Genomic DNA, 25487 nt, shown 5'->3' with positions numbered 1-25487 from the left:
GATGCTCCTCGAGACCGCGGCCCGGCCCGCGCGTACGAAGCCGGGCCCGTCCCTGACGTCCGACCAGGCCGAGCGCATCAGGCGGATCCGGCGCAGCGGGGCGTACGTCCTGCTGATCATCAGCTCCGCGGTGTTCCTGCTGCCGTTCTTGTGGATGCTGACGACCTCGCTCAAGTCCGACGCCGACAACCTGGCCTTCCCGCCCCAATGGCTCCCGGACTCCTTCCACGTCGAGAACTACGTCAAGGGCTGGACGGGGTCGCTGCCGTTCACCAGGTTCCTGCTGAACACGATCCTGATCACCGCGCTGTCCATGGCCGGGAACCTCATCTCGTGCGTGTTGCCCGCCTACGCCTTCGCGCGGATGCGGGCGCGGGCGGCCGGCATCATGTTCACGGCGCTGCTGGCCACGATGATGATCCCGCGCGAGATCACGCTGGTGCCGAAGTTCATCATGTTCTCGAAGCTCGGCTGGGTGGACACGTATCTGCCGCTGGTCGTGCCGGAGTTCTTCGGCGTGGCGCTCTACATCTTCCTGCTGCGGCAGTTCTTCACCACGATCCCGCAGGAGCTCATCGACGCCGCCCGCATCGACGGGGCCTCGGAGCTGCGCATCCTGTGGAGCGTCATGCTGCCGCTGGCCAAGCCCGCGATCGCGGCGATCTGCCTGTTCTCCTTCGTCGGCAACTGGAACCAGTATCTGGAGAACACCCTTTACCTGCGCTCGATGGAGAAGATCACGCTCGCGCAGGGCCTGGGCATGTTCAGCGGCCAGTACGTCACCCAGTACAACCAGATGATGGCCGTCGCGCTGCTGTCGATGCTGCCCATCCTCGTCGTGTTCTTCCTGGCTCAGAAGACGTTCATCCGGGGCGTCACGCTCACGGGTATCGCAGGAAGGTAGTCGTTATGCGTAGGAGCACGCTGGCGGCCATGGGAGCCGGAGTGTCGCTGCCCGGGTACCGGGTCGAGTCCGGTGGGGTCTCGACGTTGCCGCCCGGCCGGATCAGCCACGCCAAGGGCCCGCACACCCACCCGGATCCGGAGATCTTCCTCATCCTCTCCGGCACCGGAAAGATCCACATCAATGGCGAGACTTCGGATTTTGCCGGGGGTGATGTGCTCATCGTGGAAGCCGGCGAGGACCACCACCTGGAGGCGGTCTCCGAGGTGGTCACTACCTGGCTGCACCTGGAGCAGGCGTGATGTCCTCTGTCCCGCTCCCCCGCGTCGGCCTAGGCGGGGGCCCGCTCGGCAACTACCTCCTGACCATCTCCGACGCCGAGGCCCAGGCGGTGATGGACACGGCCTGGGAGTGCGGCATCCGGTACTACGACACCGCTCCGTTCTACGGGCTCGGGCTGTCGGAGCGGCGCATGGGCCGCGCGTTGCGCGAGCGCCCGCGTTCGGCGTTCATCCTGTCGACCAAGGTCGGACGGCTCGTGCGGCCGGGGCCGGGCGACAACGGCGGCTTCGCCGTGCTCGGCGACCGTCACGTCGAGTGGGACTTCAGCCGCGACGGAGTGCTGCGCAGCGTCGAGGAGTCCCTGGACCGCCTGGGCCTCGACCACGTGGACATCCTGTTCATCCACGATCCCGACCGTCACTGGCCCCAGGCGCTCGACGAGGCCTATCCCGCTCTGGCGGAGCTGCGGTCGCAGGGCGTCGTCCGCGCGATCGGCGTGGGCATGAACCAGTCGCCCATGCTGGTGGACTTCGTCAAGCTCACCGACCTGGACCTGCTGCTGGCCGCCAACCAGGCCACGCTGCTGCGCCGGACGGCATTCGACGAGCTCCTCCCGCTCTGCCAGGACCGCGGTATCCCGGTCATCGCGGCGAGCCTCTTCCACCGCGGGCTCCTGGCCGCCGCCGAGCCGCCCGCGGACGCTCCCGCCGAGGTCCGCACCCTGGCCGCGGCGTGCGCCCGGCATGCCGTGCCGTTGCCGGCCGCGGCCCTGCAGTTCCCGCTGCGGCACCCGGCCGTGCGCACGGTCCTCGTCGGCGCCCACGCCCCGGCGCAGGTCACCGCCAACCTCCAGGCCCTGGACCGGCCCGTCCCCGTCGCCCTCTGGGACGAGCTGGGCTGATCTCGCGCGGGAACCCGACCTTCAGACCGCCTGAAGCTTGGGCTAGGCTTCAGGTGAACTGAAGGTTGGAGGAGTTCCCATGGATCATGTCCTGCTGTCGATACACGTGCTCGCCAGCATCGTGTTCGTCGGCGGCTCGGCCGTCGCCGCGAGCCTGTTTCCTCGCTACGCGCCGCTCGCCCCGGCCGCGGGCCCGCCGGATGAGCCGAGTCCGTCCGCGAGCCCGCCGGGTGAGCGCAGCCCGGCCGTGGCCGCCTTGCTGCACCGCATCACCGGCGGGTACGCCGCCTTCGGCCTCATCGTCCCAGTAGCCGGGATCGCGCTGGCCCTCGTCCAGGGCCGGATGGGCGAAATCTGGATCAACGTCGCCATGGTGCTCACCATCGTGGCGGGCGGGCTGCTGGCCACGCAGATCTACCCGCGCCAGCGCGCGGCGCTCAGCACGCCCGATGACGGCCGGAGGCTCCGGACGCTGTCGATGCTCGCCGGCGTCTACAACCTCGTGTGGGCGGTCGTCGTGGTCCTCATGATCGTCCGCCCCGGCGCGGTGCCGCCCGCCTGACCCGCACGCGGCGCATCTCCGCCCCTCTCCGAACGATCCGCGCCACCGCCGTGGGCGGGTGAACCGGCGGGGCCGGCCCTGCGTACCCCTCGTATGCGGTGGAAGACGGTGTATGCCGGGTTCGCGGTCGGTGTGGGGGTCGTAGTGCTGGTCGCGGTGCTGCGGTTCGGCGGCGGCGCGGGTGCGCCGGCGATCCCCGGCCTGCCCACGGCGGGTCCGCTGACGGACTGGGGGCTGCCGCTGACGCGATTCCTCCACGTCGTGTGCGCGGTCGCCTGCGTGGGCACGCTGCTGGCCGCCGTGCTGGCCCCCGCCGGGTCGGCCGAGCCGGCGCGGTGCCTGTGCGCGGCGGGCTGGTGGGCGCTGGGCTGGGCGTTCACCACGCTGCTGAGCTACGTGCTGACGTTGTCGAGCTTCATCCCGATGCCGGTGGCGGAGCTCCTCGCCACGCCCGGCCGGCTGAACATCGGCACGCTGCTCCCCCAGACCCAGGCCCTGCTGGTCGTGCTGGGCGTGACCTTCGTGGTGGCGGCGGCCACGTACGCGCGGCGGCTGCCCCGGTGGATCCCGCTGGCGATCGCCGTGTTCGGGCTGCTGCCGCCCGCCTATGTGGGTCATGCCGCCTCGGCCGCCGACCACGACCTCGCTGTGTCGGCGCTGATGGCGCATCTCGTGGCGGCCTCGTTGTGGGCCGGCGGCCTGGGCGCGCTGCTCGTCCACTTCCGCCGCTCGGACGACCTGCCGGTGGTGCTGCCCAGGTTCAGCGCGATCGCCTTGTGCTGCTTCGCCGCGGTGGCCTTCTCCGGCCTGGCCGGCGCGTGGGTTCGGCTGGGCGCGCCGTCCGATCTGTGGCGGACCCCGTACGGACTGCTCCTGCTGGCCAAGGTGGCCACGCTGGCGGTGCTCGGCTGGTTCGGCTGGAACCACCGGCGCCGCACCGTCATGGGCGTCGCCGACCGCGGGGTACGCGGCACGTTCGTGCGGCTCGCGGCAGGTGAGGTCGGCGTGATGGCGGCGGCGACGGGGCTGGCCGTCGGCCTGTCCCGCACTCCCCCGCCGGCAGGCGGCGAAGGATCGGGGCATGGCGCGCTGGGGTACGACCTCGCGCCGTTCTCCCCTGGCGCGCTGATCAGCGAGGTGCGCCCGGACGCGCTGATCATCCTGCTGCTGGCGCTGCCCGCGGCCGGGTATCTGGCCGGCCTGCGCAGGGTTCCGGCGTGGCCGTCCGGCCGCACGTTCGCCTGGTACGCCGGGCTGGCACTGGCGGCGCTGGTCCTGGTCGGCGGGGTCGGCGGCTACGCGCGGGCCATGTTGTCGGTGCAGGCGCTGCAGCACGTCGTGCTCGCCGTCGTCGTTCCGCTCCTGTTGTGCGCGGGCGCACCCCTCACGCTGGCGGGCAGGACCGTCACGGCTTTCACCCGGCCGGCCGTCCTCATGATCGCCTATCCGGTGCCGTTCCTCCTGCTGTATACGACGGGGTGGCTGCCGTGGTCGCTGGCCGGGTATGCCGCGCACCTGGTCACGGGGGTGGTGTTCCTCGGGCTGGGGCTGGCGGTGTCGTGGGTGCTGGTCGGCGGCGACCCGCCGCCAGGGCCGTTCCCGTGGGCGGCGCGGGTCCGGCTGCTGGCGGTGGTGGCCGGCGTGCACCTCGTGGTCGGGGTGTACCTGCTCGTGGGGCCGCCGGTCGCGGCGGACTGGTTCGCGGCCGCGGCTCCGTCGGGCGCGCCCGGCCTCCTCGCCGACCAGCGTCTGGCGGGAGCCGTTTACCTGCTCGTGCCGCTGCTCGCGCTCACGCCGGTGGCAGTGCGACCGGCCGCCGAGGCGCGTGCGTCTCAGATGGCGTCCCGCTGAAGGGGGCAGGTCATGCAGTGGGTGCCGCCGCGCCCCTTGCCGAGCTCGAAGCCCTCGATCTCGATGACCTCGACGCCGTGCTCACGGAGCTTCCGGTTGGTGAACTGATTCTTGTGGTAACCGACGACCACGCCAGGTGACAGGGCGAAGAAGTTGTTCCCGGAGTCCCACTGCTCCCTGGCCTGCTGGTAGTCGTCGCCGCCGGTGGGGACGATGTCCAGCTCGGTCAGGCGCAGCGCCTCACGCAGGGCGGCCGGCAGGCTGCGGTCGCGGTGCACCTCCAGGGTGCCGCTCTTGTCGCCGGGGCGCAGCGAAAAGGTGGTGGCGGCCTCCAGGAACGGCGGGTACGCGCTGGCCTTGTCGACGTCCAGGAACGTGAAGACGGTGTCGAGATGCATGTAGGAGCGGGATTTCGGGATGTCCACGGCGATCACCCGCTCGGCCGCCCCGGCGGCGAACAACGACAGGGCGAGGTGCTCGATGGTGCGCGGGTTGGTGCGCTCGCTGATGCCGATGGCCACCGTCTTGTGGCCGATGGGCATCATGTCGCCGCCTTCCATCGCGGCCGTTCCGTAGGACTCCTCGTGGAGCCGCTCGTCCTCGCCGCCGTACGGGTACCAGTAGGAGAAGTCGTCCTCGGCGAACATCGGGTGGTGGTGGTAGATGGTGGACTGGTTCATCGTCTCCAGCAGGCGGGCGTGGTAGAACATCGGGTTCATCGAGACGCCGCCGTACAACCAGGCCACCGGGTCACGCTGGTACAACGAGTTGGGCAGCGGCGCCAGGATGAACGCGCGCGGGTCGGCCGAGGCCGCGACCAGGGAGGAGCCGTCCAGATCGGCGATGCCGAACTCCTCCTTCGACAGCCCGCCGATCAGGTGCGTGGCGAGCTTGTCGCCGCTCCAGCCGGCCAGCGTCTCGCGGACGACGTCGACGAGGGCCGGGCCGACGGTCAGGTGGGTGACGGCCTGCTCGATGGCGTGCTGCTTGGCGTCGAAGCTCGCCTCCAGCGCCTGGGCGAGGAGCTCGTGGTGGTAGAACACCTCGACGCCGCGCTCGCGCATCACCTGGACGAACGCGTCGTGCTCGACCTGGGCCTGCTCCACCCACAGGATGTCGTCGAACAGCAGCACGTCCTTGTTGCCCGGGGTCAGCCGGCGCAGGCTGAGGTCCGGCCGGTGGACGATGACCTTGCGCAGCGTCCCCACCTCGGAGTGCACGCCGAAAGGCTGGTCGTTCATGGTCTCTCCTTCACGGGCTAGATGGTGAGCCATCCCATGACCAGGCCGGCGAGCGCGATGACGGCCCCGATGACGGTGACGGCGAACAGGGCGAATTCCGCGGGGGAGAACACGCGCATGCCGTGCTCACGCCTGGTGAGCACGAACAGGATCGTGCCTGGGGCGTAGATGAGGCAGGACAGCAGCAGGAACGTCGGGCCGGCCGCGACGATGAGGAACGCGGTGTAGAACGTCGCGAGGGCGGCGATCGCCACGTCCTTGTTCCGGCCCCGGGGGTCGGCGTCGTAGGTCTCGCCGCTGAGCGTGAGCCGCAGCGCGTAGCCGGCGGCCAGCAGGTACGGGATCAGCGACAGCGCGCTGGTGAGCTCAAGGGTGAAGGTGAAGGCGTCCTCGGACAAGAGCGTGACGGCCAGCACGCAGGTGATGAGCGCGCTGGTCATCACCAGGGCCGCGACCGGCACGTCGTGAACGTTCTCGCGGGTGAGGAAGACGGGCATGTCCCTGTCCTTGGCGGCCACGAACAACACCTCCGCCGCCATGAGCGTCCAGGCCAGGTACGCGCCCAGCACCGACACGATCAGCCCGATCGAGATGAACGTCGAGCCCCAACGGCCCACCACCGACTCCAGCACGCCGGCCATCGACGGCTGGCGCAGGCCGGCCAGCTCCTGCTGCGGCAGCGCGCCGTACGACAGGATGGTGACGGAGGCGAACAGCGCCAGCACGCCGAGGAAGCCCAGCACGGTCGCCCGTCCCACGTCGGCGCGGCGGCGCGCGTACCGGGAGTAGACGCTGGCGCCCTCCACCCCGAGGAACACGAACACCGTCGCCAGCATGGTCGCCCTGATCTGCTCGAACAGCCCTTCGGGGCCGCCGTACAGGTTGGCCGAGAACACCCCGCCCTTCACGGCGACCGCGAGGATCACCACGAACGCCAGGATGGGCAGCACCTTCGCGACCGTGACGATCTGGTTGATCCTCGCGGCCTCCTTGACGCCGCGCAGGATCATGAAGTGGAAGGCCCACACACCGACCGCGGACACGACCACCGCCAGCAGCGTGGCCCCTTCGCCGAAGGCGGGCACGATCGCGCCGAGGGTGGACTTGATCAGCACCCAGTAGGTGACGTTGCCGACGCAGGCGCTGGCCCAGTAGCCGAACGCGGAGAAGAAGCCGGGGAACTGGCCGAACCCGGCCTTGGCGTAGGCGTACACGCCGGCATCCAGCTGCGGCTTGCGCACGGCCAGCGTCTGGAACACCAGGGCCAGCATGAGCATGCCCACGCCGGCGATCAGCCACGCGACCAACGCCCCGAAGACGCCGGTGGCCTGCGCGAAGTTCCGCGGCAGTGAGAACACCCCGGCGCCGACCATGGACCCGACGACCATCGCGGTCAGCGCCGGCAGCGACATCTTGCGCGCGGCCTCGGTCTGCGTGGTCACGATCGCGACGTACCCGGCCACCTCCGACGAGAGGGTCCGTCAACCGTCAAATCCCTCTCTTGCTTCGTGCGCTATCTTGAAACCCCGCAGACGCCGCTTATGAGGTGGACCTCTCGTGACGGATGACTCCCCCGTGCCGGATCCGGAGCTGCTCGCCAGGATCGACACCACCCGGCCGCACCAAGCCAGGGTCTGGAACTACTGGCTGGGCGGGAAGGACAACTATCCGGTCGACCGGGAGCTGGCCGCCAAGCTCAAGGACGCCTATCCCGGCATGGAGGACATCGCCCGGCACGCCCGGGCGTTCCTGGGGCGGGCCGTCCGGTTCCTCGCCGGCGAGGTGGGCATCCGGCAGTTCCTGGACATCGGCACCGGCCTGCCGACCGTGGACAACACCCACGAGGTGGCCCAAGGGGTGCATCCGTCCAGCCGCATCGTGTACGTCGACAACGACCCCCTCGTGCTGGTGCACGCCCGGGCGCTGCTCACCAGCGACCCCCAGGGCGCCTGCGACTACATCGAGGCCGACGTGCGCGACCCGGACGCCATCCTGGCGGCCGCGGGCAAGACGCTGGACTTCGCCCAGCCGACGGCGGTCATGCTCTTGGGCGTGATGGGCACCATCATGGCCGACGATCAGGCATACGCGCTGGTGAAGCAGCTGATGGACGCGCTGCCGTCCGGCAGCTACCTGGTGTTCGAGGACGGCACCAACGTCGTCAAGCCGGACGCGGCCGCCGAAGCCGAGCGGCTGCGCGAGCGGGGCGAGGGCTACCACTACCGGCTGCGCACCCCCGCCGAGCTCGCCCCGTTCTTCGACGGGCTGGAGCTGGTGGAGCCGGGTGTCGTGTCCGTCTCCCGCTGGCGGGTGGAAGCCGACGTGTTCGGCACGCCCGACGAGGTGGACGCGTTCTGCGGGGTCGCCCGCAAACCGTGACCGTCGGCTCGTTCCGGAGCTCGGTGAGGAGGTGGCCCGCTTCCGCCCCCGTGGGGAAGCGGGCCGGTCATCGGGCAGCCGAGACCTGGCTGCGCTGCGGGACCAGGGCCGGGTCCGCGGGTCGTTTCCTGGTGACGTACTGCGGGACGGGGGCTCGATCGTCGCCGGTGTCGCGGGTCAGGCCGTAGCGGAGGATCCCCCTGGCGCGATCAGGCTTGGCCGAGATGTCGGCCCAGACGTCCTCCCAGGTCTTGGGCACGACGGTGAAGTCGACGTCCGTGCTGCCGCCGCCGCTGTCGTTGTTGTGCACGGTGACGCTGCCGTCGACGTAGTAGAACTCGTTCTGCCATCTCGGCTGGTGTCCGCTGGGCAACTGGGCGAAACCCGTCTCCGCGGAGCCCATCTTGGTGACGCCCGGCGACTGCTCGTCATCCATGCGTTGCCCGCCCCCGGAGGCCACGTGGAACAGCTTGCCCTTCAGCCCGGTCCAGGTGACGGGCTGGATGGGACCGACCCGGTTGTGGTACAGGATCCCCAAGCGGATCAGGAAGTAGCCTCGTCCCGTGATCGTGAGGTAGTGGCCCCGCTTCGTCAGCCCAGGTCCGCCGAACCGGGCGTGCCCGTACTCGCCGGCGAACGCGACCTGGCCGGCGCGGCGCCGGGGCAGCGGGGCCGGCGGACGGTTCATCGGCGGGGCCTGGTCCACCGTGTCGACGGTGCGGCCGTACAGGCTCGCCTGAGGGCTTTTCAGCGGACGCGCGGTGACGGCTGGCGCCGACGGGGCGGGTGAGCGCCGGGCGGTCGCGGGCGATGAGGTGGCGATCACTGGAACCGCGCGTTCGGGGGGCGCGTCGTCGGGCCTGATGGTCTGGACGACCATCGCTCCCCCGGCGATCACCGTCGCGCCGGCCGCCGCGACCGCGACGGGCTTGGCCGCCAGCAGTGAACCGGCCGCGGCCTTGCCCTTGGCCAGCAGGCCCGCTTTCACCACCGGCACGGCGGCGGTGCGGGCGAGCTCGACGAGGCCGATCACGGTGCCCGCGGGGATGGCCACCAGGCCGATCCCGGCCAGCAGCCGGTCGGCCGGCACCAGATCGGACGCCTGGGCGCTGCACGCCGGGCATTCGCGCACGTGCCGGAACAGCCGCTTGCGCCACAGGTCGGACGGCGCCCTGTCCCAGCGCGCCGCCGCCGCGGCCAGCTCCGGGCAGGTGCCGGTGAGGGCGCGCACCACGGCGCGGGCGCTCTCCAGGCGGCGTTTGGTGCGCTGCACGCGGACGGCGGCGTGCTGCTCGTTCGCTCCCAGCCCGGCGGCCAGCTCGGCCCTGGTGAGCTCCCCCGCGACCTCCAGCCACCACAGCGCGAGCACCTCGCGGTCGTCGGCGTCGAGCCAGCGGGCGGCCTCCGCGGTCTCCCTGCGCTGCCCGGACAGGCGGAGGCGGGTGATCGTGACGGCGGCGAAGTCGGCGCCCGGATCGGGCAGGCCCAGGGCCTCGTCGAGGGCGGACAGGGTGGCGGCCGTGGCCCGCCGCCACTCCCGTACCTGGTTCATGGTGATGGCGACCAGCCATGAGCGGTAGCTCTCCGGGTCGCGCAGCCCGGACAGGCCGGTCACGACCCGGGCCATCGTCTCCTGGACGACGTCGTCCACGTCCGGATGGCCGTTCATGGCCCGGCCGGCGATGTTGTACACGAGCGGCAGGTGGCTTCTGACCAGCTCGTCGACGGCGGCGCGGTCGCCCGCCCGGGCCGCGAGCACCGTTTCCACCTCGTACGTCGGCCGTGCGTACATCCATTACCTCGATCCGGAGCCTCCGTAGCTCCGGACAGGAGACGGGAGAATCACCACTCGCATAACACAAACACGAAATTGTTCCATTCGTCGCTTATGATCGGGTCCGGCCTGGATCAGCCGTCGATGTGTTTCCGCTCACCCACCGGTCACCCACCGGGCCGGGCTTACGAGTGCGGCGGGGGCAGGTACGCCTGCCACGTACCGGGCCGTGCTTCCGGCAGCGGCCTCCATTCCCAGTCCAGCAGGAAGGGCGCGGCGGCCTGCCGGCCCCTGTCGACGGCGACCACGTGTTTGCCCGCGCTCTGGGCGGCGCGTATCGGGGCGGGGGCCGCCGACTGCTGCGGCCAGCGCAGGATCGTGTACGACTCGCAGCCCACCCGGTAGGCGATCATCGCCGCGTGCTCGCCGTACACCAGGCAGGGCGGGCGCAGGTCCAGGGCGCTCAACGCGCGCGCGACCTCGACGTCGGCCTGGCGTTTGGCCAGCCGGGGGGCGACGACCTTGTCCAGTGTGAGCCCCTGCAGGGTGAACTGGGCGAGGAAGCCCGCGGCCACGAGGCCGGCAAGGGCCCGTCGCGGCCGATGCTCCAGCAGCCGGAGGACGCCGTACGCGATCGGCAGCGCCAGCAACGCGTACGCGGGAAGCAAGAAGCGGGGTGCCGCGTACCCGACCAGGAAGACGTACGGCAGGCCCATCAGCAGGCCGGCGAGGGCCGGCACCGCGCAGGCGGCCAGGTGTCCGCGCCGCCGGGCCGCGTACAGGCCGAGCAGGACGAGAACGGGGATCGCGCTTGCCCACAGCAGCCAGGACGGCGGGACGGGCCCGCAGTGCGCGGGAGGGCGGCAGAGCAGCGGGCCGTTGAGGGCGCGGGCGTGTTCGAGCAGGGTGACGTGCAGGCCGGTCTCGTTCGCCGCGCCGGCGGCCTGCCAGCGGGCGGCGAGCCCGCCGAAACGTGCGTACGCCTCGACGATCCAGTCAGCCCAGCCCACGACCAGCCCCGCGACCAGGGCGGCGGTGACCTTGGCCTGCCGCCACGCCGGCCGGGCGAGTGCCGCCGCGAGCGCGAGCACGAGCCACAGGCTGTCGGGCGGCCGCAGCAGGGCCACCGCGGCCACGCTCAGCGCCAGCCCGATCGCCGGGCCGCGCCCGCTGCCCGGCCGCACGCAGCGCAGGAAGCAGCCGACGGCGGCCACCGCGCCGAAGGCGACCCACAGGTTCGGCATGACCTGGCCGCCGTAGAACAACGACAGCCACAAGGACGCGAACAGCAGGGCGGCGAGCGGCGCCATCGCCCCGGCCCGCACCCGCAGCCAGATCCCGAACGACGCGTACAACGCCAGGGCGGACAGCAGGCAGAGGTAGACCCGCAACGCCTCCGTCGAGGAGGTGACCAGCACCACCGGAGCGACCAGCAAGGTGATCCCCCGGGCGCGGGGCGCGATGAACTCGGCCGCGGGCGCCCGCGGATCCACCTGGCTGACATAGATCGACTCGTCCCACCCCAGCCCCATCCCGGGCGTGACGACGATCAGTTGCACGATCCCATAGCAGCAGGCCACCAGGATCAGCAGCGCCCGCCACGGATCGGCGCGCCACCACGACATGTTCGATGCCACCGGATCTTCTTAGCGCGCCCGCCCGGAGCAGGCGGGCGACCCCACGACAACTTGCCGGAAGGTATGCCCGCCCGTGAAGCTCCGCCACGGTCGCGACCCCCGCTCGCCGACGCGACGGGGACCGCCGCCCCAAGCACGTTCCAAGTCGCCCACCATTCCTCCCCAAGTGGCGCTCCCTACCGTGACACGCGAGACAAGCGGTCTCTTGAGAGGGGAGGGCGTGGTGAAGCACGTCTACAAGGTCTTGGCCTACCTGGTGGCGATCGAGGTGGCCGTGCAGGCGGCGGTCATGGTCTGGGGTGACGCCGGGATGGGCAAGTGGGTCGGCGAGGGCGGCGTGCTCGACAAGACGCTCGGCGAGAGCGGCGACATGCCGTTCCCCGAGTTCATCGGCCTCATCATCCACGGCATCAACGGCATGATCGCCATCCCCGTCATCGCGCTGCTCCTGCTGATCAGCTCCTTCTGGGCGAAGGTCCCGGGGGCCGTCAAGGCGGCCGGCCTGGTGGTCCTGCTCGTCGTCCTGCAGGTCACGTTCGGCATCCTCGGCCACGACATTCCCCTGATCGGCGCCGTGCACGGGCTCAACGCGCTGCTGCTGTTCACCTCCGCGCTCTACGCGGCACGTCGCGGCGCGGCGGTGCGCGCTCCGGAGCCGCAGCTCGCGGCTCGCGGGTGACGGCGGGTTCCATGCAGCGCAAGGGCTGGAGCGGTGGCCGCGTGCGCCTGGCCGTCGCGGGCGCCGCGACCCTGGCCGTGCTGGGGCCGCTGATCTGGCTGTGGCAAGACAGCCTGCTGCCGGAGACGTACGCGGTCACGGACATGGGGCACGTCGACTACGGCGGCGGGCCGCGCGGGGCCATGGAGCACGCGGGCGTCTCGGCTCATGGAGCACACGCCGGCCGGGGCGCCTCGGCCCAGGGAGCGCACGCGGGCGCGAGGCAGGACGTCACGCGGCTGGTCGCCGACCCGGGCCGCCGCGCCGACGTGGCGGTGACCATGGTCGCCCGAGAGCAGCGGTTCCTGCTGCCCTCGGGTCGCGCTTTCGAGGGGTATACGCTCAACGGCCAGTCGCCGGGGCCGGTCATCAAGGCCACCAAGGGCCAGCTCGTGCAGGTGCGGCTGATCAACGAGTCGGTGCCCGGCGGGATCACGCTGCACTGGCACGGCGTCGACGTGCCCAATGCCGCGGACGGTGTCGCCGGCGTCACCCAGGACGCGGTCGGCATCGGCAAGGAGTTCACCTACCGCTTCGTCGCCGACCAGGCAGGCACGTTCTGGTATCACTCACACCAGATGTCGCACGAGCAGGTTCGCGGGGGCCTGCTCGGGGCGCTGGTGGTCGCGCCGGTGACGCGGGAGAAGGCCACGGACGTCGTGGCGCTGGTGCACCTGTACAACGGGGTGCGCACCGTCAACGGGCGTGAGGGCGACGTTCCCGTCCAGGCGCCGCCCGGGGCGCGGGTGCGGGTCCGGGTGATCAACACCGAGTACGGCCTCATGCCGACCTGGGTCAGCGGTGCGCCGTACCGGCTGGTGGCCGTCGACGGCACGGAGATCAACGGGGCTGCCCACGTCCAGGACAAGGCCGTGGCGGTGGCCGCGGGAGGACGCGCCGACTTCGAGGTGACCATGCCCGCGGACGGCTCACCGGTCCGGATCCACCTCGGCGGCCCGACCGGCGTGGTGCTCGGCTCCACGTCGCACACCTTGCCTCCGGTCCCCCGGCCGGGGCCGACGCTGGACCTTCTCACGTACGGCGCCCCCGCGCCGCTCGCCTTCGATCCCGGCAAGCCCGATCGGCGGTTCGCGTACGACATGGGACGCCGCCCCGGCTTCCTCGACGGGGTGCCCGGGTTGTGGTGGACGATCAACGGGCACCTCTATCCCGACGTGCCGATGTTCCACGTGGCCGAGGGCGACGTGGTGCGGATGCGGATATCCAACGACAGCGGCGAGGCCCACCCCATGCACCTGCACGGCCACCACGCGGTGGTGCTCAGCCGCGACGGCGTGGCCGCCTCGGGCAGCCCCTGGTGGGTGGACTCCCTCGAGGTCGCGGCCGGCGAGTCGTACGAGATCGCCTTCGTCGCCGACAACCCCGGCATCTGGATGGACCACTGCCACAACCTGCCCCACGCCTCGGAAGGGCTCACCGCCCACCTGATGTACGCGGACGTCACCACACCGTTCACCGTGGGAGGTCCAGCAGCGAACGAGCCGGAGTGAGCCGCCGGCGGCCCTCATGCGGAGGCCTGCTCCTCCTCGGCGGTCCGGACGCGCAGGTCGGTCTCGATCGCCTCGACAGACTCGTGGGCCTTGTCGCGGCGGTATTCGCGCACCGAGTAGGCGATGGCACCGGCCCAGATCACCGCGATGGCGAGGTAGGCGACGGTCTGGACGGCGCCGGAGGCGTCGATCCAGTCGCTGCGCAGCAGGGTGCGGATGTTGGTCAGGACGATCACGCCGCCCACGGCCGAGCCGAGGATGCGCGGCGGGATGTGGCGGACCAGCCAGGCCGCGATCGGCGCGGCGATGACGCCGCCGAGCAGCAGGACGGCGACCCAGGCGAAGTCGATGTTCTCCGAGCCGATGCCGACGAAGAAGCCGACGCTGGCGGCGATCGCGACGAGGAACTCGCTGGCGTCGACGGAGCCGATCACCTTGCGGGGTGCCAGCCGGCCGCTGGCCAGGATGGCGGGGGTGCCGACCGGGCCCCAGCCGCCACCGCCGGTGGCGTCGACGAAGCCGCCCAGCAGGCCGAGCGGGGCCAGGAAGCGCTTGCGCAGCGGCTTGCCGAGGTTGCCGCGCGGCAGCCCGAAGGCGGTGAAGCGGACGAGGATGTAGACGCCGAGGGTCAGCAGGATGATCGACATGACCGGCGCGGCGATCTCGGTGGACAGGCTGGACAGGAACGTCGCGCCGGCGAAGGCGCCGAGCGCGCCGGGGATGCCGATCCTGGCGACGACCTTCCAGTCCACGTTGCCGAAGCGCCAGTGGGAGATGCCCGAGGCGAGCGTGGTGCCGATCTCGGCCAGGTGCACGGTGGCCGAGGCCGCGGCCGCGTTGGTGCCGACGGCCAGCAGCAGCGTGCTGGAGGTGACCCCGTAGGCCATGCCGAGGCTGCCGTCGACGAGCTGGGCCGCGAACCCGACCAGGCCGAGCAGGATGAGCGCTCGCACGATCTCCCCTTTCTCTACTTAATAAGTAGGGATAATCATTTATGGCGATCCACGTTCCCGTCAAGGGGTGGACCGGCCTTCTTGCCTTCTGGTCGCATTTATTGAGGAATCTCCCTAAGTTAGCGGCGAGCGCGACAACCGTGATCTTCTGATCGCCGGGGGGAAGACGCGTGAGAGCACGGTTGCGCCGTTCACTGCGGACGCGGCTGGCACTGCTCGCCAGCATCGCCATGGTCCTGCTGAACATCGTCGTCAGCGCGTTCGTGCTGTACGGCACGCGGGACGAGGCCCGGGACATCCGGTCGCTCAAGGTGTCCGGCAAAGCCCTGCGCGTGCTCATGCTGGTCAAGAAGTACCAGTTGCCCCGGCTGCTGGAGCCGGACGGGCTCGACGGCATCCAAGTGATCGACCCGGCCGGGCATCCGGTCACCTGGACGCGGAGCCTGGCCGGCGCGCCCCGCCAGACCACCGCGATCCCCCGCCCGGACCAGGCCAACGACGACGCGGAGCTCTGCGATCTGCCGGCCTTCCCCGGCACGTGCAAGATCGTGGTCGCCTTGCGCGCGTACCAGCCGGACGGCACCTGGGTCATCTACGCCTTCGAGCCGACCGTGCCCTGGTACGTCAGCCCGCAGGTGATCCTGTTCCTGATCGGCATGACGGCCGGGCTGGCCGCGGTGACCTGGTTGGGGGTGTCGCGGGTCGTGCACCGGACGCTCGCACCGGTGGGCAGCATCACGACGAGGCTGGCCGAGATCACCGCGGGCGGCGGCGGGCTGCGGGTTCCCGTGCCGGACACTGACGACGAGCTCAGGGCTCTGGCCGAGACCGCCAACGAGACGCTGGAGCGGCTGGAGGCGGCGATGCGGCAGCAGGAGATCGCGATAGAGCGGCAGCGCAGGTTCGCCGGCGACGCCTCGCACGACCTGCGCAGCCCGATCACCGCGATGCGTACCCAGGTCGAGGAGGCGATGCTCCACCCCGAGGACACCGACTGGCAGGCGACGGGCACGGAGGTGCTCGCCAGTCTGGACCGGCTCCAGGCCATCGTCTCGGACCTGCTCACGCTGACCAAGCTGGACGCCGACGCCCCCAGCCGCCGAGAGCACGTGGACCTGGGCGAGCTCGTCGTCGCCGAGACGACCAGGCCGCGCACCAAGCGCGTCATCACCCACACGCAGGAGAGCGTGGTCATCATGGGCGACCGCCTGCAGCTGGTCCGCCTGCTGACGAACCTGCTGGACAACGCCGAGCGGCACGCCGAGACGCGGATCGACGTGACGGTGCGGCAGGAGGGCGGGGAGGCCGTGCTCGAGGTGCTCGACGACGGCGCCGGCATCGCCCCCGCCCAGCGCGACCTCGTCTTCGAGCGCTTCACCCGCCTGGACGACGCGCGTAACCGCGACATCGGCGGCACCGGGCTCGGCCTGCCGATCGCCCGCGAGATCGCGACGGCCCACCAGGGCACCCTGACCATCGAGGATTCCGACACCGGCGCCCGGTTCGTGCTGCGCCTTCCCCGCTCGGGATGACGGAGCCCGCTCCGCTCTGGCACAGCACGGGCACAGAAAGGGCATCGCACTGCATAGGACCGGTCGAGACCAGGTCAGCACTCGTCTCTGCGGTGTCGAGCCGTCCCCGGCCCTGTCTGGCCCCACCGCTATAACGGAGCAGCATCGCTCTTGATCGCGAGGGCAGGGGGATCACCTTGATGACCACCATCGGACGAATGGCGACCGCCGTCGGCCTGCTGGCCGCCCTGTGCGCGCCGGGGCAGGCAGTCGCCGAACCCGCCCCGCCTCCTGTGGCAGCAGCGCCTGCGCCGGTGCTGGGCCTGGTGCTGGACGGCGGTTCGCTCTCCCTCCAGGACGCGCTCGCCATCCTCGATGGCCGTCCGGTCTCCGCCCAGCTCGCACCGGACGCGCGGGCGAACATGATCACCACGCGGGCAGGAGCGCTGAAGGCCCTGGAGAACCAGCGGGTGTACGGCTGGAACCAGGCGCTCGGGCCGCTGAAGGACCGTCCGCTCACACCCGAGCAGGCCGAGCAGTTCCAGCGCAACGTCCTGCGCTCGCACGCCGCGGGCGTCGGTGAGCCGCTGCCCGACGACGTGGTCCGGCTGGTCATGATCCTCAAGGCGAACCAGATGGCCAGGGGAAAGGTCGGGGTACGACCCGAAGTGCCCCAGCGGCTGCTGGACATGGTCAACGCGGGCGTCGTGCCGCGGATGCCGCAGATCGGCTCGCTGGGCACCGGGGACCTGCAGCCGCAGGCCGCGGCCGGGCTGGCGATGATCGGCGAGAACGCGCCGGTGCGGTACCAGGGGGTCGAGGGGCCGGCCTCCGAGCTGCTGCCGAAGGCCGGGCTGCCCAGGGACTTCACCCTCCAGGCCGGGGAAGCGCTGCCGATCGTCAGCGGCAGCACGGTCCTGGCCGCCACCCTGCTGCACGCCGTGCACCGGGCCACCGTGCTCGCCGACCAGGCGGAAGGCGCCTTCGCCCTGTTCATGGAGGCGACCAGGGCCGAGCGGGGATCGCTCGACGCGCGTACGCACAAGGAACGCCACATCCCCGAGGAGGACGCGGTCGCCGCGCGGCTGCGGGAGATGGTGGCGGGCTCGGGCTGGATGACGGAGGAGGGACGCAAGCGCCTCGACCCGGCGAACTACGAGCCGCGCATCCAGGACGCGGTGTCGGTGCGGGCGGCGCCGCACATCATGGCCGGCCTGCGGCACGAGCTCGCCGACGCGCACCGGACTCTGCTGCGGGAGGCCAACTCCTCGACCTCCAACCCGCTGATCTTCAAGCGGGATGAAGGGCCGGGCTACGAGTTCGTGATGGGCGGCAACTGGGACGGCTCCATCATGGGGCATCTGGCCGACACCCTCAACGCGGAGATCGCCGACATCGGGGTGCTGTCGCAGGAACTGTCGGGACGGCTGCTGTCGCCCCGGTGGAGCTACGGCCTTCCGGCGAACCTCGCCGGTGGCACGGTCGGGCTGAACTCCGGGATGGTGCAGGTGCAGACGGTGGCCGCGGCGCTGGTCCCGGAGATGCAGGTCAGGGCCGCGCCTGCGGGGACGCTGTCCCGGCCGGTCAAGGACGGGCAGGAGGACCACAACACGATGGCGATGGCCTCGGTCCGGCACCTGCACGAGAACCTGGACCGGCTGGAAATCGTCCTGGCGGTCCAGTATCTGATGGCGGCCCAGGGCGTTGACCTGATCGCCCAGAAGATGGCGGGCCTGCCGCTCGGCGCCGTCACCCAGGGCCTGCACACGGAGATCAGGAGGTACGTCACACCCCTGGGCGACGACCGCTATCTCACCCCCGACTTGGAGAAGGCCATCTGGCTGGTGCGCAACGGGCACTTGCGCCCCTCTGTGTCCAGCGCTTGATCGCGAGGCCTCCACCGGCGCGCCCGTGCGCGATGCACAGGCGGCGCCGGTGAGGGAATGATCAGCCCTTGAAGGCGCCGTCCATGATCCCGGCCACCATCCGCCTGCCGACGAAGATGAACAGCACCAGCAGCGGCAAGGTCGCCAGGAACGAGCCGGACATGGCGAGCCCGAGGTCGATGTCGAAGCTGTTCTGCAGCGCCTTGATGGCGATCTGCGCGGTGTACATCTCGGGCGACTTCAGCACGATGAACGGCCACAGGAAGTCGTTCCACGCGGTGACGAAGCCGAGCAGGCCGAGGACGAACGCGGCCGGCCGTACCAGCGGGAACGCGATCCGCCAGAAGATCTGCCAGGTCGTGGCCCCGTCGATGCGGGCGGCCTGGAGGAGCTCGTCGCTGATCGTGGCACCGATGTGCTGACGCATCCAGAAGATGCCGAACGCGCTGGCCAGGCCGGGCACGATGAGCGCCTGCAGGGTGTCCACCCAGTTCAGGTTGGATATGATCATGTACTGCGGGATGACCGCGAGCTGCGTCGGCACGGTCATGGTCAGCACCACGATCAGGAACAACGTGTTGCGGCCGCGGAAGCTCATCTTGGCGAAGGCGAAGCCCGCCAGCGAGCAGAGCACCGCGTGCCCGACCCCGATGGCCCCGGCCACGATGAGGCTGTTGACCATCGAGCTGACGAACGGCACCGTCTCGAAGACCAGCCCGGCCAGGTGGAAGAAGTTGCCGCCGGGCACGATCTCGGGCGGCATCTGGGTGGCGGTCGCGCTGTCGGTGCTGGCGACCACGAACATCCAGTACAGCGGGAACAGGCAGGCGAAAACGGCCAGGCCGAGGAGGAGATAGGTCCACCAGCGGACGCGGTTGGCCTTGTTCATCAGCGCTCCGGGCGGACGCGGGCGGACAGGAGGTAGTTGAGCGTGGCGAAGGCGATGATCAGGATGAACAGCGCCACGCCGATGGCGGCGCCGTAGCCGAACTGGAACTGGCCGAATCCCTGCTCGTACAGGAAGAGTGCGAGCGTCTGGCACTGGCGGACCGGCCCGCAGGTCACCGCCGAGACCCGGGAGATGAGCAGCGGCTCGGTGAAGATCTGCAGCCCGCCGATCGTGGAGGTCACGATCGTGAACACGATGACCGGCCGCAGGGACGGGATGGAGATGTGGCGGAACTGCTTCCAGCTGCCCGCGCCGTCGACCGCCGCGGCCTCGTACAGCGCGCGCGGGATCGCCTGCAGCGAGGCCAGATACAGCAGGGTCGTGTAGCCGAACCAGCGCCAGGTGACCATCGCCGCGATGAGCAGGTGGCTGCCCCATACCGACTGCTTGAAGTCGATCGGCTCCACCCCCACTAGCCCGAGCAACCAGTTGAGCAGGCCGTAGTCGCGGTCGAACATCTGGGCGAAGACGATAGCGGTGGCCGCGACCGAGGTGATGTACGGCACCAGCATCGACATCCGGAGGAACACCGCGAACCGCAGCCGGGCGTGGTTGAGCAGGTGCGCCAGAACCAGCGCCAGCAGCAGCTGCGGCACGGTCGACCACAGCCAGATGCTGATGGTGTTCCAGGCGGCGTTCCAGAACCGGGCGTCGTCGAGCAGACGGGTGAAGTTGTCCAGGCCGATGAAGACGTGCTCGCCGATCGGGTTCCAGTCGAACAGCGCCACGTAGAACGTGAACAGCAGCGGCACCAGGCCGAACACCGCGAAGATCAGGAAGAACGGCGCGATGTAGGCGTACGGGGCGACGCGCTCGCGGATGCTCTGCCGGACCCGGGTGGGGACCGCGGGCGGCGTACCGGCCGCCCGCGACGTGCTGAGAGTCGTCGTCACGCCGGTCCTACTTACCGATGGCGGTCTTGATGTTGGCCAGCGCCGCGTCCCATGCCTTGGCGGCGTCGCCCTTGCCCTGCTCCACGTTCTCGAGCGCGTTCAGGAACTCCTGACCGATGGCGGCGCTGTCCGTGCCGACGTGGAACGGCTTGAGCCCGAGCAGCGAGTTGGTGTAGATCGTCCCGGTCGGCGCGTCGGAGAAGAACGAGTCCTTGTGCCCGGTCAGCTTCGGGTCCTTGTAGACCGACGGGGTGGTGGGCAGCGACCCCGAGTCGACGAAGTGCTCCAGCTGGCTCTGCGGCGACTGCGTCTTGGTGATGTAGTCCCAGGCGGCCTTCGGGTTCTTGGCGCCCTTGGGGATGGCCAGGTAGCTGCCGCCCCAGTTGCCCGCTCCGCCAGGAATAGCGGCGATGTCCCACTTGCCCTTGGTGTCGGGGGCGTTCCGCTCGATCTGTCCCAGCAACCACGCCGGCGCAGAGACCACCGCGAACTGGCCCTTGCCTATACCCGCGCTCCAGCCGTCGGAGAACGAGCTCTGCTTGGCCGTGATCCCGGACTGCGCCGCCTTGATCGCCAGGTCGAAGGCGGTCTTGACCTGGGGGCTGGTGCTGTAGACGACGTTGCCCGAGGGGTCGTAGTACTTCATCGGCCCCTGGTTGACCGCCTGGTAGAACACGCTGGTGGCGGCGTTGTCGACGAACGCCTTCCCGGTGGCCGTGGTGTACTTCTTGCCGGTCTCGATGAAGGCGTCCCACGTCGGCCAGAGCTTGCCCACCTCCTCCCGGTCCGTCGGCAGCCCGGCCTCCTTGAACAGGTCATGGCGGTACGCCACCGCCATGCCGCCCACGTCCGTCGGAATGCCGATGATCTCGCCGCCCTTGGCGGTGCTCTGGCTCATCACCCAGTCCAGGTAATCGCCCTTGATCTTGTCCGCGCCGAGCTGCCGCAGGTCGTAGAAGTTCTGCGGCTGCTGCACGAACTTGGGCAGGTCGTCACCCTGGATGAGGACGAGGTCCGGCACCTTGCCGCCGGCCAGCGCCGTGGTCAGGGCCTGTGCCGTCTCCGTGGAGCCCCCCACCTCGGTCAGCTTGACCTGCACACCCGGGTTGTCCTTCTGGTACTTATCGACCGACGTCTTCTGGTCGATCCCGGTGAACGACCAGAACTCGAACGACTTGCCGTCGCCTGACGGCAGGGCCGAGGTGCTGCTGCCGCCGCCTCCACAGGCGGATGCGGTCAGGGCGATGGCCGCGGCGAGCACGACCGGTGTTGCGATGCGGAGCTTCACGGGCTACCTCAAAAGTTTCGTAATTAATTCCGATCGTTAACCCCGGGACTGTAGGGGGATCCTCGGAAATCCGTCAAGAACCGACTGGTAAGTTCCGCGAAACAGTTAAGGCAACTTGCCGAAAGCATCCCATTAGACTGCGGCCATGACCGCGACCGAAGAGCCGCCCGCAGGCGATGGCGCCCCGCCCCAGCCACTCACCATCGCGCAACTCGCCGAGCTGGCCGGGGTGTCCACGGCAACCGTCTCCAAGGTCGTCAACGGTCGCACCGAGGTGGCGCCCGAGACCCGCGCCCTCATCGAAGGGCTCATCCGCGAGCACGGCTATCGCCCACAGCGGCGGCGGGCCAGCCCGGCCCCGCTGGTGGAGCTGGTCTTCCACGCCCTGGAGGGCGACTACCCGGTGGAGATCGCCAAGGGCGTCGAGCAGGTGGTCCGCGAGCACCAGCTGGCCGTCGTCCTGTCGGAGCTGCAACACCGCCACACCCCCGGCAAGGGCTGGATCGAGGCCGTGCTGAGCCGCCGCCCCACCGGCGTGATCGCGGTATTCGCCGACCTGACGAAGGAGCAGCGCGACCAGCTCGCCACGCGCGGCGTCCCCCTGGTCCTGCTCGATCCGTCAGGCGATCCGGGGCAGCAGGTGCCCACGGTGGGCGCAAGCAACTGGAACGGCGGGCTGGCGGCGACGCGCCACCTGCTCGACCTCGGGCACCGGCGCATCGCCATCATCACCGGCCCTGACTACGCGCTGTCCAGCCGTGCCCGGCTCGACGGCTACCGCACCGCCCTGGACATGGCCGGGGTGCCCATCGATCCGGACCTGATCGGCCGAGGCGACTTCGTCGTCGAGGGCGGCCTGGCCCAGGCGAACCGGCTGCTGCGCCTGGCCGATCCGCCGACCGCCGTCTTCGCCTGCAACGACGGACAGGCCATGGGCGTCTACCGTGCGGCGCACCAGCTCGGCCTGCGCATCCCGCACGACCTGAGCGTGGTCGGCTTCGACGACCTGCCCTCGACGCAATGGATGACCCCGCCACTGACCACGATCCGCCAGCCACTCACCGAGATGGCGGCCACCGCCGCGACCATGCTGCTCAAGCTCGCCCAGGGCGAGCCGCCGGCTCAGCCCCGCATCGAGCTCGGCACCGAGCTCATCGTCCGGGAAAGCACGACGAAACCTTCCCGATGACCGAAACTTTCGGGCAATTTAACGAACGTAAGGTGGTGGCCGACGGCTGACGCCCGCCTAAGGAGGCCCTCGCCACCGCGCTCGGCCGGCTGCGCCTACAGTGGTGCCGTGTCATCGGGAAATACCGTGGTCGCGCGCAATGTGCGGCTCCTCAGAGAGCAGCGGGGCATGTCACTGGCCGAGCTGGCCCGGCAGGCAGGGCTGGCCAAGCAGACGCTGTCCACGATCGAACAGGGCACGGGCAATCCGACCGTGGACACGCTGTTCTCCGTCGCGGAAGCGCTCGGCGTGCCGGTGACGCGGCTGGTGGCCGAACGCGAGCAGGTCATGGTCGTCCAGCGCGGCGACGACGTGGCGTGGCGTCAGCACGGAGGCTACGAGTCCCGCTCGCTCGACCACGTCTACGGCTCCGGCGTGATCGAGAACTATCTGCTCCGCATCCTTCCGGCGGCCGGCGACGACGCCGGCGAGCCGTCCGCTCCCCATCCGGTCGGCACCCTGGAGCACCTGTACGTGATCAGCGGCCGGGTCCGGGTGGGACCCGTGGACTACGCGGTCGAGCTGAGCACCGGCGACTTCGTCCGCTATCCGGCCGACCGGCCGCACCTCTACGAATCGCTGGACGGAGAGAGTCTGGTCCACGTCGTGGTCAGCGTGCCCCGTGTCCAGCCGGGCACCGGGGCGATGGGCGTGGCCCGGACCCACGACGGCCAGCCGCGCTGACCGGTCGATGGGCCGCTCCCGCGTGCCGGGGTTCAGCCGCTCGCCGTCCGCCGCGCGCCGGGGTTCAGCCGCTCGCCGCCTGCCGCTGGGCCGCGACGAGCGCCCGTGACGCCTCGTACGCGACCCGGCGCAGGGCCGGGGCGAAGCGTGCGGGATCGAACCGATGGTGAGCACCTGCCACCGACAACGCGGCCACCGGCCTGCCCGCCCCGTTCATGATCGGCACGGCGACGCAGACGAGACCCGGGACGGCTTCCTGCCGGTCGTAGGCGACCCCGTCCACCCTGATCCGCCGCAGCTCAGCGCGGAAATGGGCGGGGTCGGTGAGCGTGGAGCCGGTGCGCGGCGCCAGTCCCTCCGCGATGGCCGCCTCGGCGGCGTCGTGATCGAAGGCGAGCAGCGCCTTGCCGACCCCGGTGCAGTAGGCCGGCAGGCGGGCGCCGATCTGGGAGGGGCATCGCGCCGGCCGATGGCCGTGGATCTTGTTGATGTACACGATCCCGGTGTCATGGAGCACGGCCAAGTGCACCGTCTCGTGGGTCAGCTCGTACAGGTCGGCGAGATACGGCAGCAGGCGCTCCCGCAACACCAGCGAGGTCGGGCCGTAGACCCGGGCGCCCATGTCGAACAACCGCGTGCCCAGCCGGTAGTCGCTGCCGACGCGCTCGACGAGGTCGTTGCGGTGGAGGATGCCGAGCAGGCGGAAGGCTGTGGACTTGGTCAGCCCGGTGCGCCGCGCCAGCTCGCTGACCCCGATCTCGCGGTCGTGGTCGGCGAGCGACTTCAGCAGGACGAGCGCCTTGTCGACGGCCGTGGGCTGCCGCTGGTCCGGGTCGGCGAATTCCAGGTCGGCGCCTGGATCGCGGTGGGACGTAGCCATGGAGGTCTCCTGGGGTTCCTTCAAGCGACCACCATGATGGACGCGAGTCCACTTTAAGGGACAGTTTCGGCGATGTAAACGCCCGGGATCGGCCATATCGGCAGGTCCCGGGCGTGATGAGCAGGGAGCAGTGGTCAGGCGGCGAATGCGTGGTCGCGGGTCTCCGGCAGCGCGAGCACGCAGAGGAGGCTGAGCAGGCACAGCGCCCCCGCATAGGCGCCGAGCACCAGGGGTGACGCCCAGTGGGTGTTCAGCCAGGTGGCGACGACCGGGGCGAAGCCGCCGCCGAGCGTGTTGGCGAGGATGAAGGCCGCCGACGCGCCGGTGTACCGCAGCCGCGCGGGGAAGAGCTCGGGCAGGAAGGCGGCGATCGGCGCGAAGCTCAGCGTGAACAGCACCAGCCCCAGCGTGAACGCTCCCGTGATCACCAGGCCGTTGCCGGTCTGCAGCGAGCCGAACATGGGCAGCGCCCAGAGCACGCAGCCGACGAGGCCCGCCAGCATCACGGGACGCCTGCCGACCTTGTCGGCCAGTCGCGCCACCGGAACGGTCGCCAGGGCTCCGGCCGTGGCGGCGATGCTCGCGGCGGTGAGCACCGCGCCCTGCGAGAGGCCGAGCGCCTTCGGCCCGTACTGCAGGCTGTAGACGGTGGTGAGGTAGTAGACCGACGAGCCGCCGATCGCCGCGCCGATGCCCAGCAGCAGCCGGCGGGGGTGTTCCTTGACCAGCGTGCCGAGCGGGAAGCGGGAGGCCGTACGACGGGGTGCGGAGGTGAACACCGGGGACTCGGTCACCTGGCTGCGCACCCACAGGCCGATGATGATGAGCGCCGCGCTGAACAGGAACGGAATCCGCCACGCCCCGGCGGCGAAGCCGTCACGCCCGGCGATGGCCAGCGTGGGCAGGATCACCGCGCTGGACAGCAGGAAGCCCAGGGGCGGCCCGGCCTGCGGGATGGAGGCGAACATCGCCCGGCGGGCCGGCGGCGCGTGCTCGGCGGCCAGCAGGACGGCGCCGCCCCACTCGCCGCCCATGCTCACGCCCTGGAGCAGGCGCAGGGCCACCAGCAGGACGGGGGCGAGCATTCCGGCGCTCTCGTACGTCGGGAGCAGTCCGACCCCCACCGTGGCCGTTCCCATCAGCAGCAGTGACAGGACCAGCGCCCGCTTGCGCCCCAGCCGATCGCCGATGGTCCCGAACAGCACCACCCCGAAAGGCCGCGCCAGGAACGCCCCGGCGAAGGTGAGGAAGGCGGCGAGGGTCTGGACCGTGGGGCTGCCCGACGGGAAGAACGCCGGGCCCAGGACCAGGGCGGCGGCGGTGCCGTACACCGCGAAGTCGTAGTACTCGACCACGGTGCCGATCAGGCTCGCGGCGACGACCCGCGACACCGTGCGCTTGTCACTCGCGGGAGCCGGCGTGGGCGGAGAGGGGGCGGCGATATCGGACATGGAG

The 25487-nt window shown here is 70.6% G+C and carries 22 protein-coding genes; 12 read left to right on the top strand and 10 right to left on the bottom strand.

Annotated features, from left to right (window positions below):
• Position 1 precedes the first annotated feature (1 nt).
• From OHA25_RS31000 to OHA25_RS30980, 5 genes are all read left to right on the top strand, one after another.
• Positions 2–904 (top strand): carbohydrate ABC transporter permease, encoded by a 903-nt coding sequence (locus OHA25_RS31000; protein WP_327580492.1) that lies wholly within the window; start codon positions 2–4, stop codon positions 902–904.
• A gap of 5 nt (positions 905–909) precedes the next feature.
• On the top strand, positions 910–1206 hold the full coding sequence (locus OHA25_RS30995) for a cupin domain-containing protein (RefSeq protein ID WP_327580491.1): 297 nt from the start codon (positions 910–912) through the stop codon (positions 1204–1206).
• Positions 1206–2087, top strand: coding sequence for an aldo/keto reductase (locus OHA25_RS30990; RefSeq protein ID WP_327580490.1), 882 nt, complete (start codon positions 1206–1208; stop codon positions 2085–2087). The genes OHA25_RS30995 and OHA25_RS30990 overlap by 1 nt, the downstream gene beginning before the upstream one ends.
• A gap of 79 nt (positions 2088–2166) precedes the next feature.
• Positions 2167–2649 (top strand): hypothetical protein, encoded by a 483-nt coding sequence (locus OHA25_RS30985; protein ID WP_327580489.1) that lies wholly within the window; start codon positions 2167–2169, stop codon positions 2647–2649.
• 93 nt (positions 2650–2742) lie between these two features.
• Positions 2743–4500 (top strand): cytochrome c oxidase assembly protein, encoded by a 1758-nt coding sequence (locus OHA25_RS30980; RefSeq protein ID WP_327580488.1) that lies wholly within the window; start codon positions 2743–2745, stop codon positions 4498–4500.
• Here OHA25_RS30980 and OHA25_RS30975 read toward each other — a convergent pair.
• Together OHA25_RS30975 and OHA25_RS30970 are read right to left on the bottom strand one after the other, a co-directional pair.
• Entirely contained in the window at positions 4482–5741 is a 1260-nt protein-coding gene (locus tag OHA25_RS30975; protein ID WP_327580487.1) for an arginine deiminase, read from the bottom strand. The genes OHA25_RS30980 and OHA25_RS30975 overlap by 19 nt on opposite strands.
• A gap of 17 nt (positions 5742–5758) precedes the next feature.
• On the bottom strand, positions 5759–7183 hold the full coding sequence (locus OHA25_RS30970; protein WP_327580486.1) for a basic amino acid/polyamine antiporter: 1425 nt from the start codon (positions 7181–7183) through the stop codon (positions 5759–5761).
• 115 nt (positions 7184–7298) lie between these two features.
• On the opposite strand from OHA25_RS30970, the gene OHA25_RS30965 reads away from it, so the two are divergent.
• Positions 7299–8120 (top strand): SAM-dependent methyltransferase, encoded by an 822-nt coding sequence (locus OHA25_RS30965; RefSeq protein WP_327580485.1) that lies wholly within the window; start codon positions 7299–7301, stop codon positions 8118–8120.
• A gap of 67 nt (positions 8121–8187) precedes the next feature.
• On the opposite strand, the gene OHA25_RS30960 is transcribed toward OHA25_RS30965, so the two are convergent.
• Together OHA25_RS30960 and OHA25_RS30955 are read right to left on the bottom strand one after the other, a co-directional pair.
• Complete coding sequence (locus tag OHA25_RS30960) at positions 8188–9912, bottom strand: RNA polymerase sigma factor (protein ID WP_327580484.1); 1725 nt, start codon at positions 9910–9912, stop codon at positions 8188–8190.
• Positions 9913–10079: 167 nt separating this feature from the next.
• Positions 10080–11531, bottom strand: a complete 1452-nt coding sequence (locus OHA25_RS30955; protein ID WP_327580483.1) for a hypothetical protein — start codon at positions 11529–11531, stop codon at positions 10080–10082.
• 223 nt (positions 11532–11754) lie between these two features.
• On the opposite strand from OHA25_RS30955, the gene OHA25_RS30950 reads away from it, so the two are divergent.
• Positions 11755–12210 carry a hypothetical protein gene (locus OHA25_RS30950; protein WP_327580482.1) on the top strand — a complete coding sequence of 152 codons (456 nt, stop codon included), beginning with the start codon at positions 11755–11757 and terminating at the stop codon, positions 12208–12210.
• A gap of 11 nt (positions 12211–12221) precedes the next feature.
• The gene (locus OHA25_RS30945) at positions 12222–13760 is read left to right on the top strand and encodes a multicopper oxidase family protein (protein WP_327580481.1); all 1539 of its coding nucleotides are present in this window, start codon (positions 12222–12224) and stop codon (positions 13758–13760) included.
• A 14-nt stretch (positions 13761–13774) separates the two neighbouring features.
• On the opposite strand, the gene OHA25_RS30940 is transcribed toward OHA25_RS30945, so the two are convergent.
• On the bottom strand, positions 13775–14713 hold the full coding sequence (locus tag OHA25_RS30940) for a sulfite exporter TauE/SafE family protein (protein ID WP_327580480.1): 939 nt from the start codon (positions 14711–14713) through the stop codon (positions 13775–13777).
• Between the two features lie 170 nt (positions 14714–14883).
• Here OHA25_RS30940 and OHA25_RS30935 point away from each other — a divergent pair, with 170 nt between their 5' ends.
• Both OHA25_RS30935 and OHA25_RS30930 read left to right on the top strand, forming a co-directional pair.
• Positions 14884–16245, top strand: a complete 1362-nt coding sequence (locus OHA25_RS30935; RefSeq protein ID WP_327580479.1) for a sensor histidine kinase — start codon at positions 14884–14886, stop codon at positions 16243–16245.
• A 197-nt stretch (positions 16246–16442) separates the two neighbouring features.
• Positions 16443–18110 carry an HAL/PAL/TAL family ammonia-lyase gene (locus OHA25_RS30930; RefSeq protein WP_327580478.1) on the top strand — a complete coding sequence of 556 codons (1668 nt, stop codon included), beginning with the start codon at positions 16443–16445 and terminating at the stop codon, positions 18108–18110.
• A gap of 61 nt (positions 18111–18171) precedes the next feature.
• Here OHA25_RS30930 and OHA25_RS30925 read toward each other — a convergent pair whose 3' ends face one another.
• The 3 genes from OHA25_RS30925 to OHA25_RS30915 are packed head-to-tail and all read right to left on the bottom strand — an operon-like array spanning position 18172 to position 21240.
• The gene (locus tag OHA25_RS30925; protein WP_327580477.1) at positions 18172–18999 is read right to left on the bottom strand and encodes a carbohydrate ABC transporter permease; all 828 of its coding nucleotides are present in this window, start codon (positions 18997–18999) and stop codon (positions 18172–18174) included.
• Positions 18999–19952: a carbohydrate ABC transporter permease gene (locus OHA25_RS30920; protein ID WP_327580476.1), complete on the bottom strand. Its 954-nt coding sequence runs from the start codon at positions 19950–19952 to the stop codon at positions 18999–19001. Before OHA25_RS30920 ends, OHA25_RS30925 begins: the two co-directional genes overlap by 1 nt.
• A 7-nt stretch (positions 19953–19959) precedes the next feature.
• Entirely contained in the window at positions 19960–21240 is a 1281-nt protein-coding gene (locus tag OHA25_RS30915; protein ID WP_327580475.1) for an ABC transporter substrate-binding protein, read from the bottom strand.
• Between the two features lie 145 nt (positions 21241–21385).
• Here OHA25_RS30915 and OHA25_RS30910 point away from each other — a divergent pair, with 145 nt between their 5' ends.
• Positions 21386–22429 (top strand): LacI family DNA-binding transcriptional regulator, encoded by a 1044-nt coding sequence (locus tag OHA25_RS30910; protein ID WP_327580474.1) that lies wholly within the window; start codon positions 21386–21388, stop codon positions 22427–22429.
• 108 nt (positions 22430–22537) lie between these two features.
• Complete coding sequence (locus tag OHA25_RS30905) at positions 22538–23152, top strand: helix-turn-helix domain-containing protein (protein ID WP_305923480.1); 615 nt, start codon at positions 22538–22540, stop codon at positions 23150–23152.
• Positions 23153–23216: 64 nt separating this feature from the next.
• On the opposite strand, the gene OHA25_RS30900 is transcribed toward OHA25_RS30905, so the two are convergent.
• Together OHA25_RS30900 and OHA25_RS30895 are read right to left on the bottom strand one after the other, a co-directional pair.
• Positions 23217–24032: an IclR family transcriptional regulator gene (locus OHA25_RS30900; protein ID WP_327580473.1), complete on the bottom strand. Its 816-nt coding sequence runs from the start codon at positions 24030–24032 to the stop codon at positions 23217–23219.
• 134 nt (positions 24033–24166) lie between these two features.
• Positions 24167–25483: an MFS transporter gene (locus OHA25_RS30895; RefSeq protein WP_327580472.1), complete on the bottom strand. Its 1317-nt coding sequence runs from the start codon at positions 25481–25483 to the stop codon at positions 24167–24169.
• Between the last annotated feature and the right edge of the window lie 4 nt (positions 25484–25487).

Origin of the sequence: Nonomuraea sp. NBC_00507, from assembly GCF_036013525.1 — a bacterium.
In the GTDB taxonomy this organism is placed as follows: Bacteria; Actinomycetota; Actinomycetes; order Streptosporangiales; family Streptosporangiaceae; genus Nonomuraea.
The sequence above is the reverse complement of the archived record's forward strand: the minus strand, read 5'-3'. Positions and strand labels throughout refer to the sequence as shown.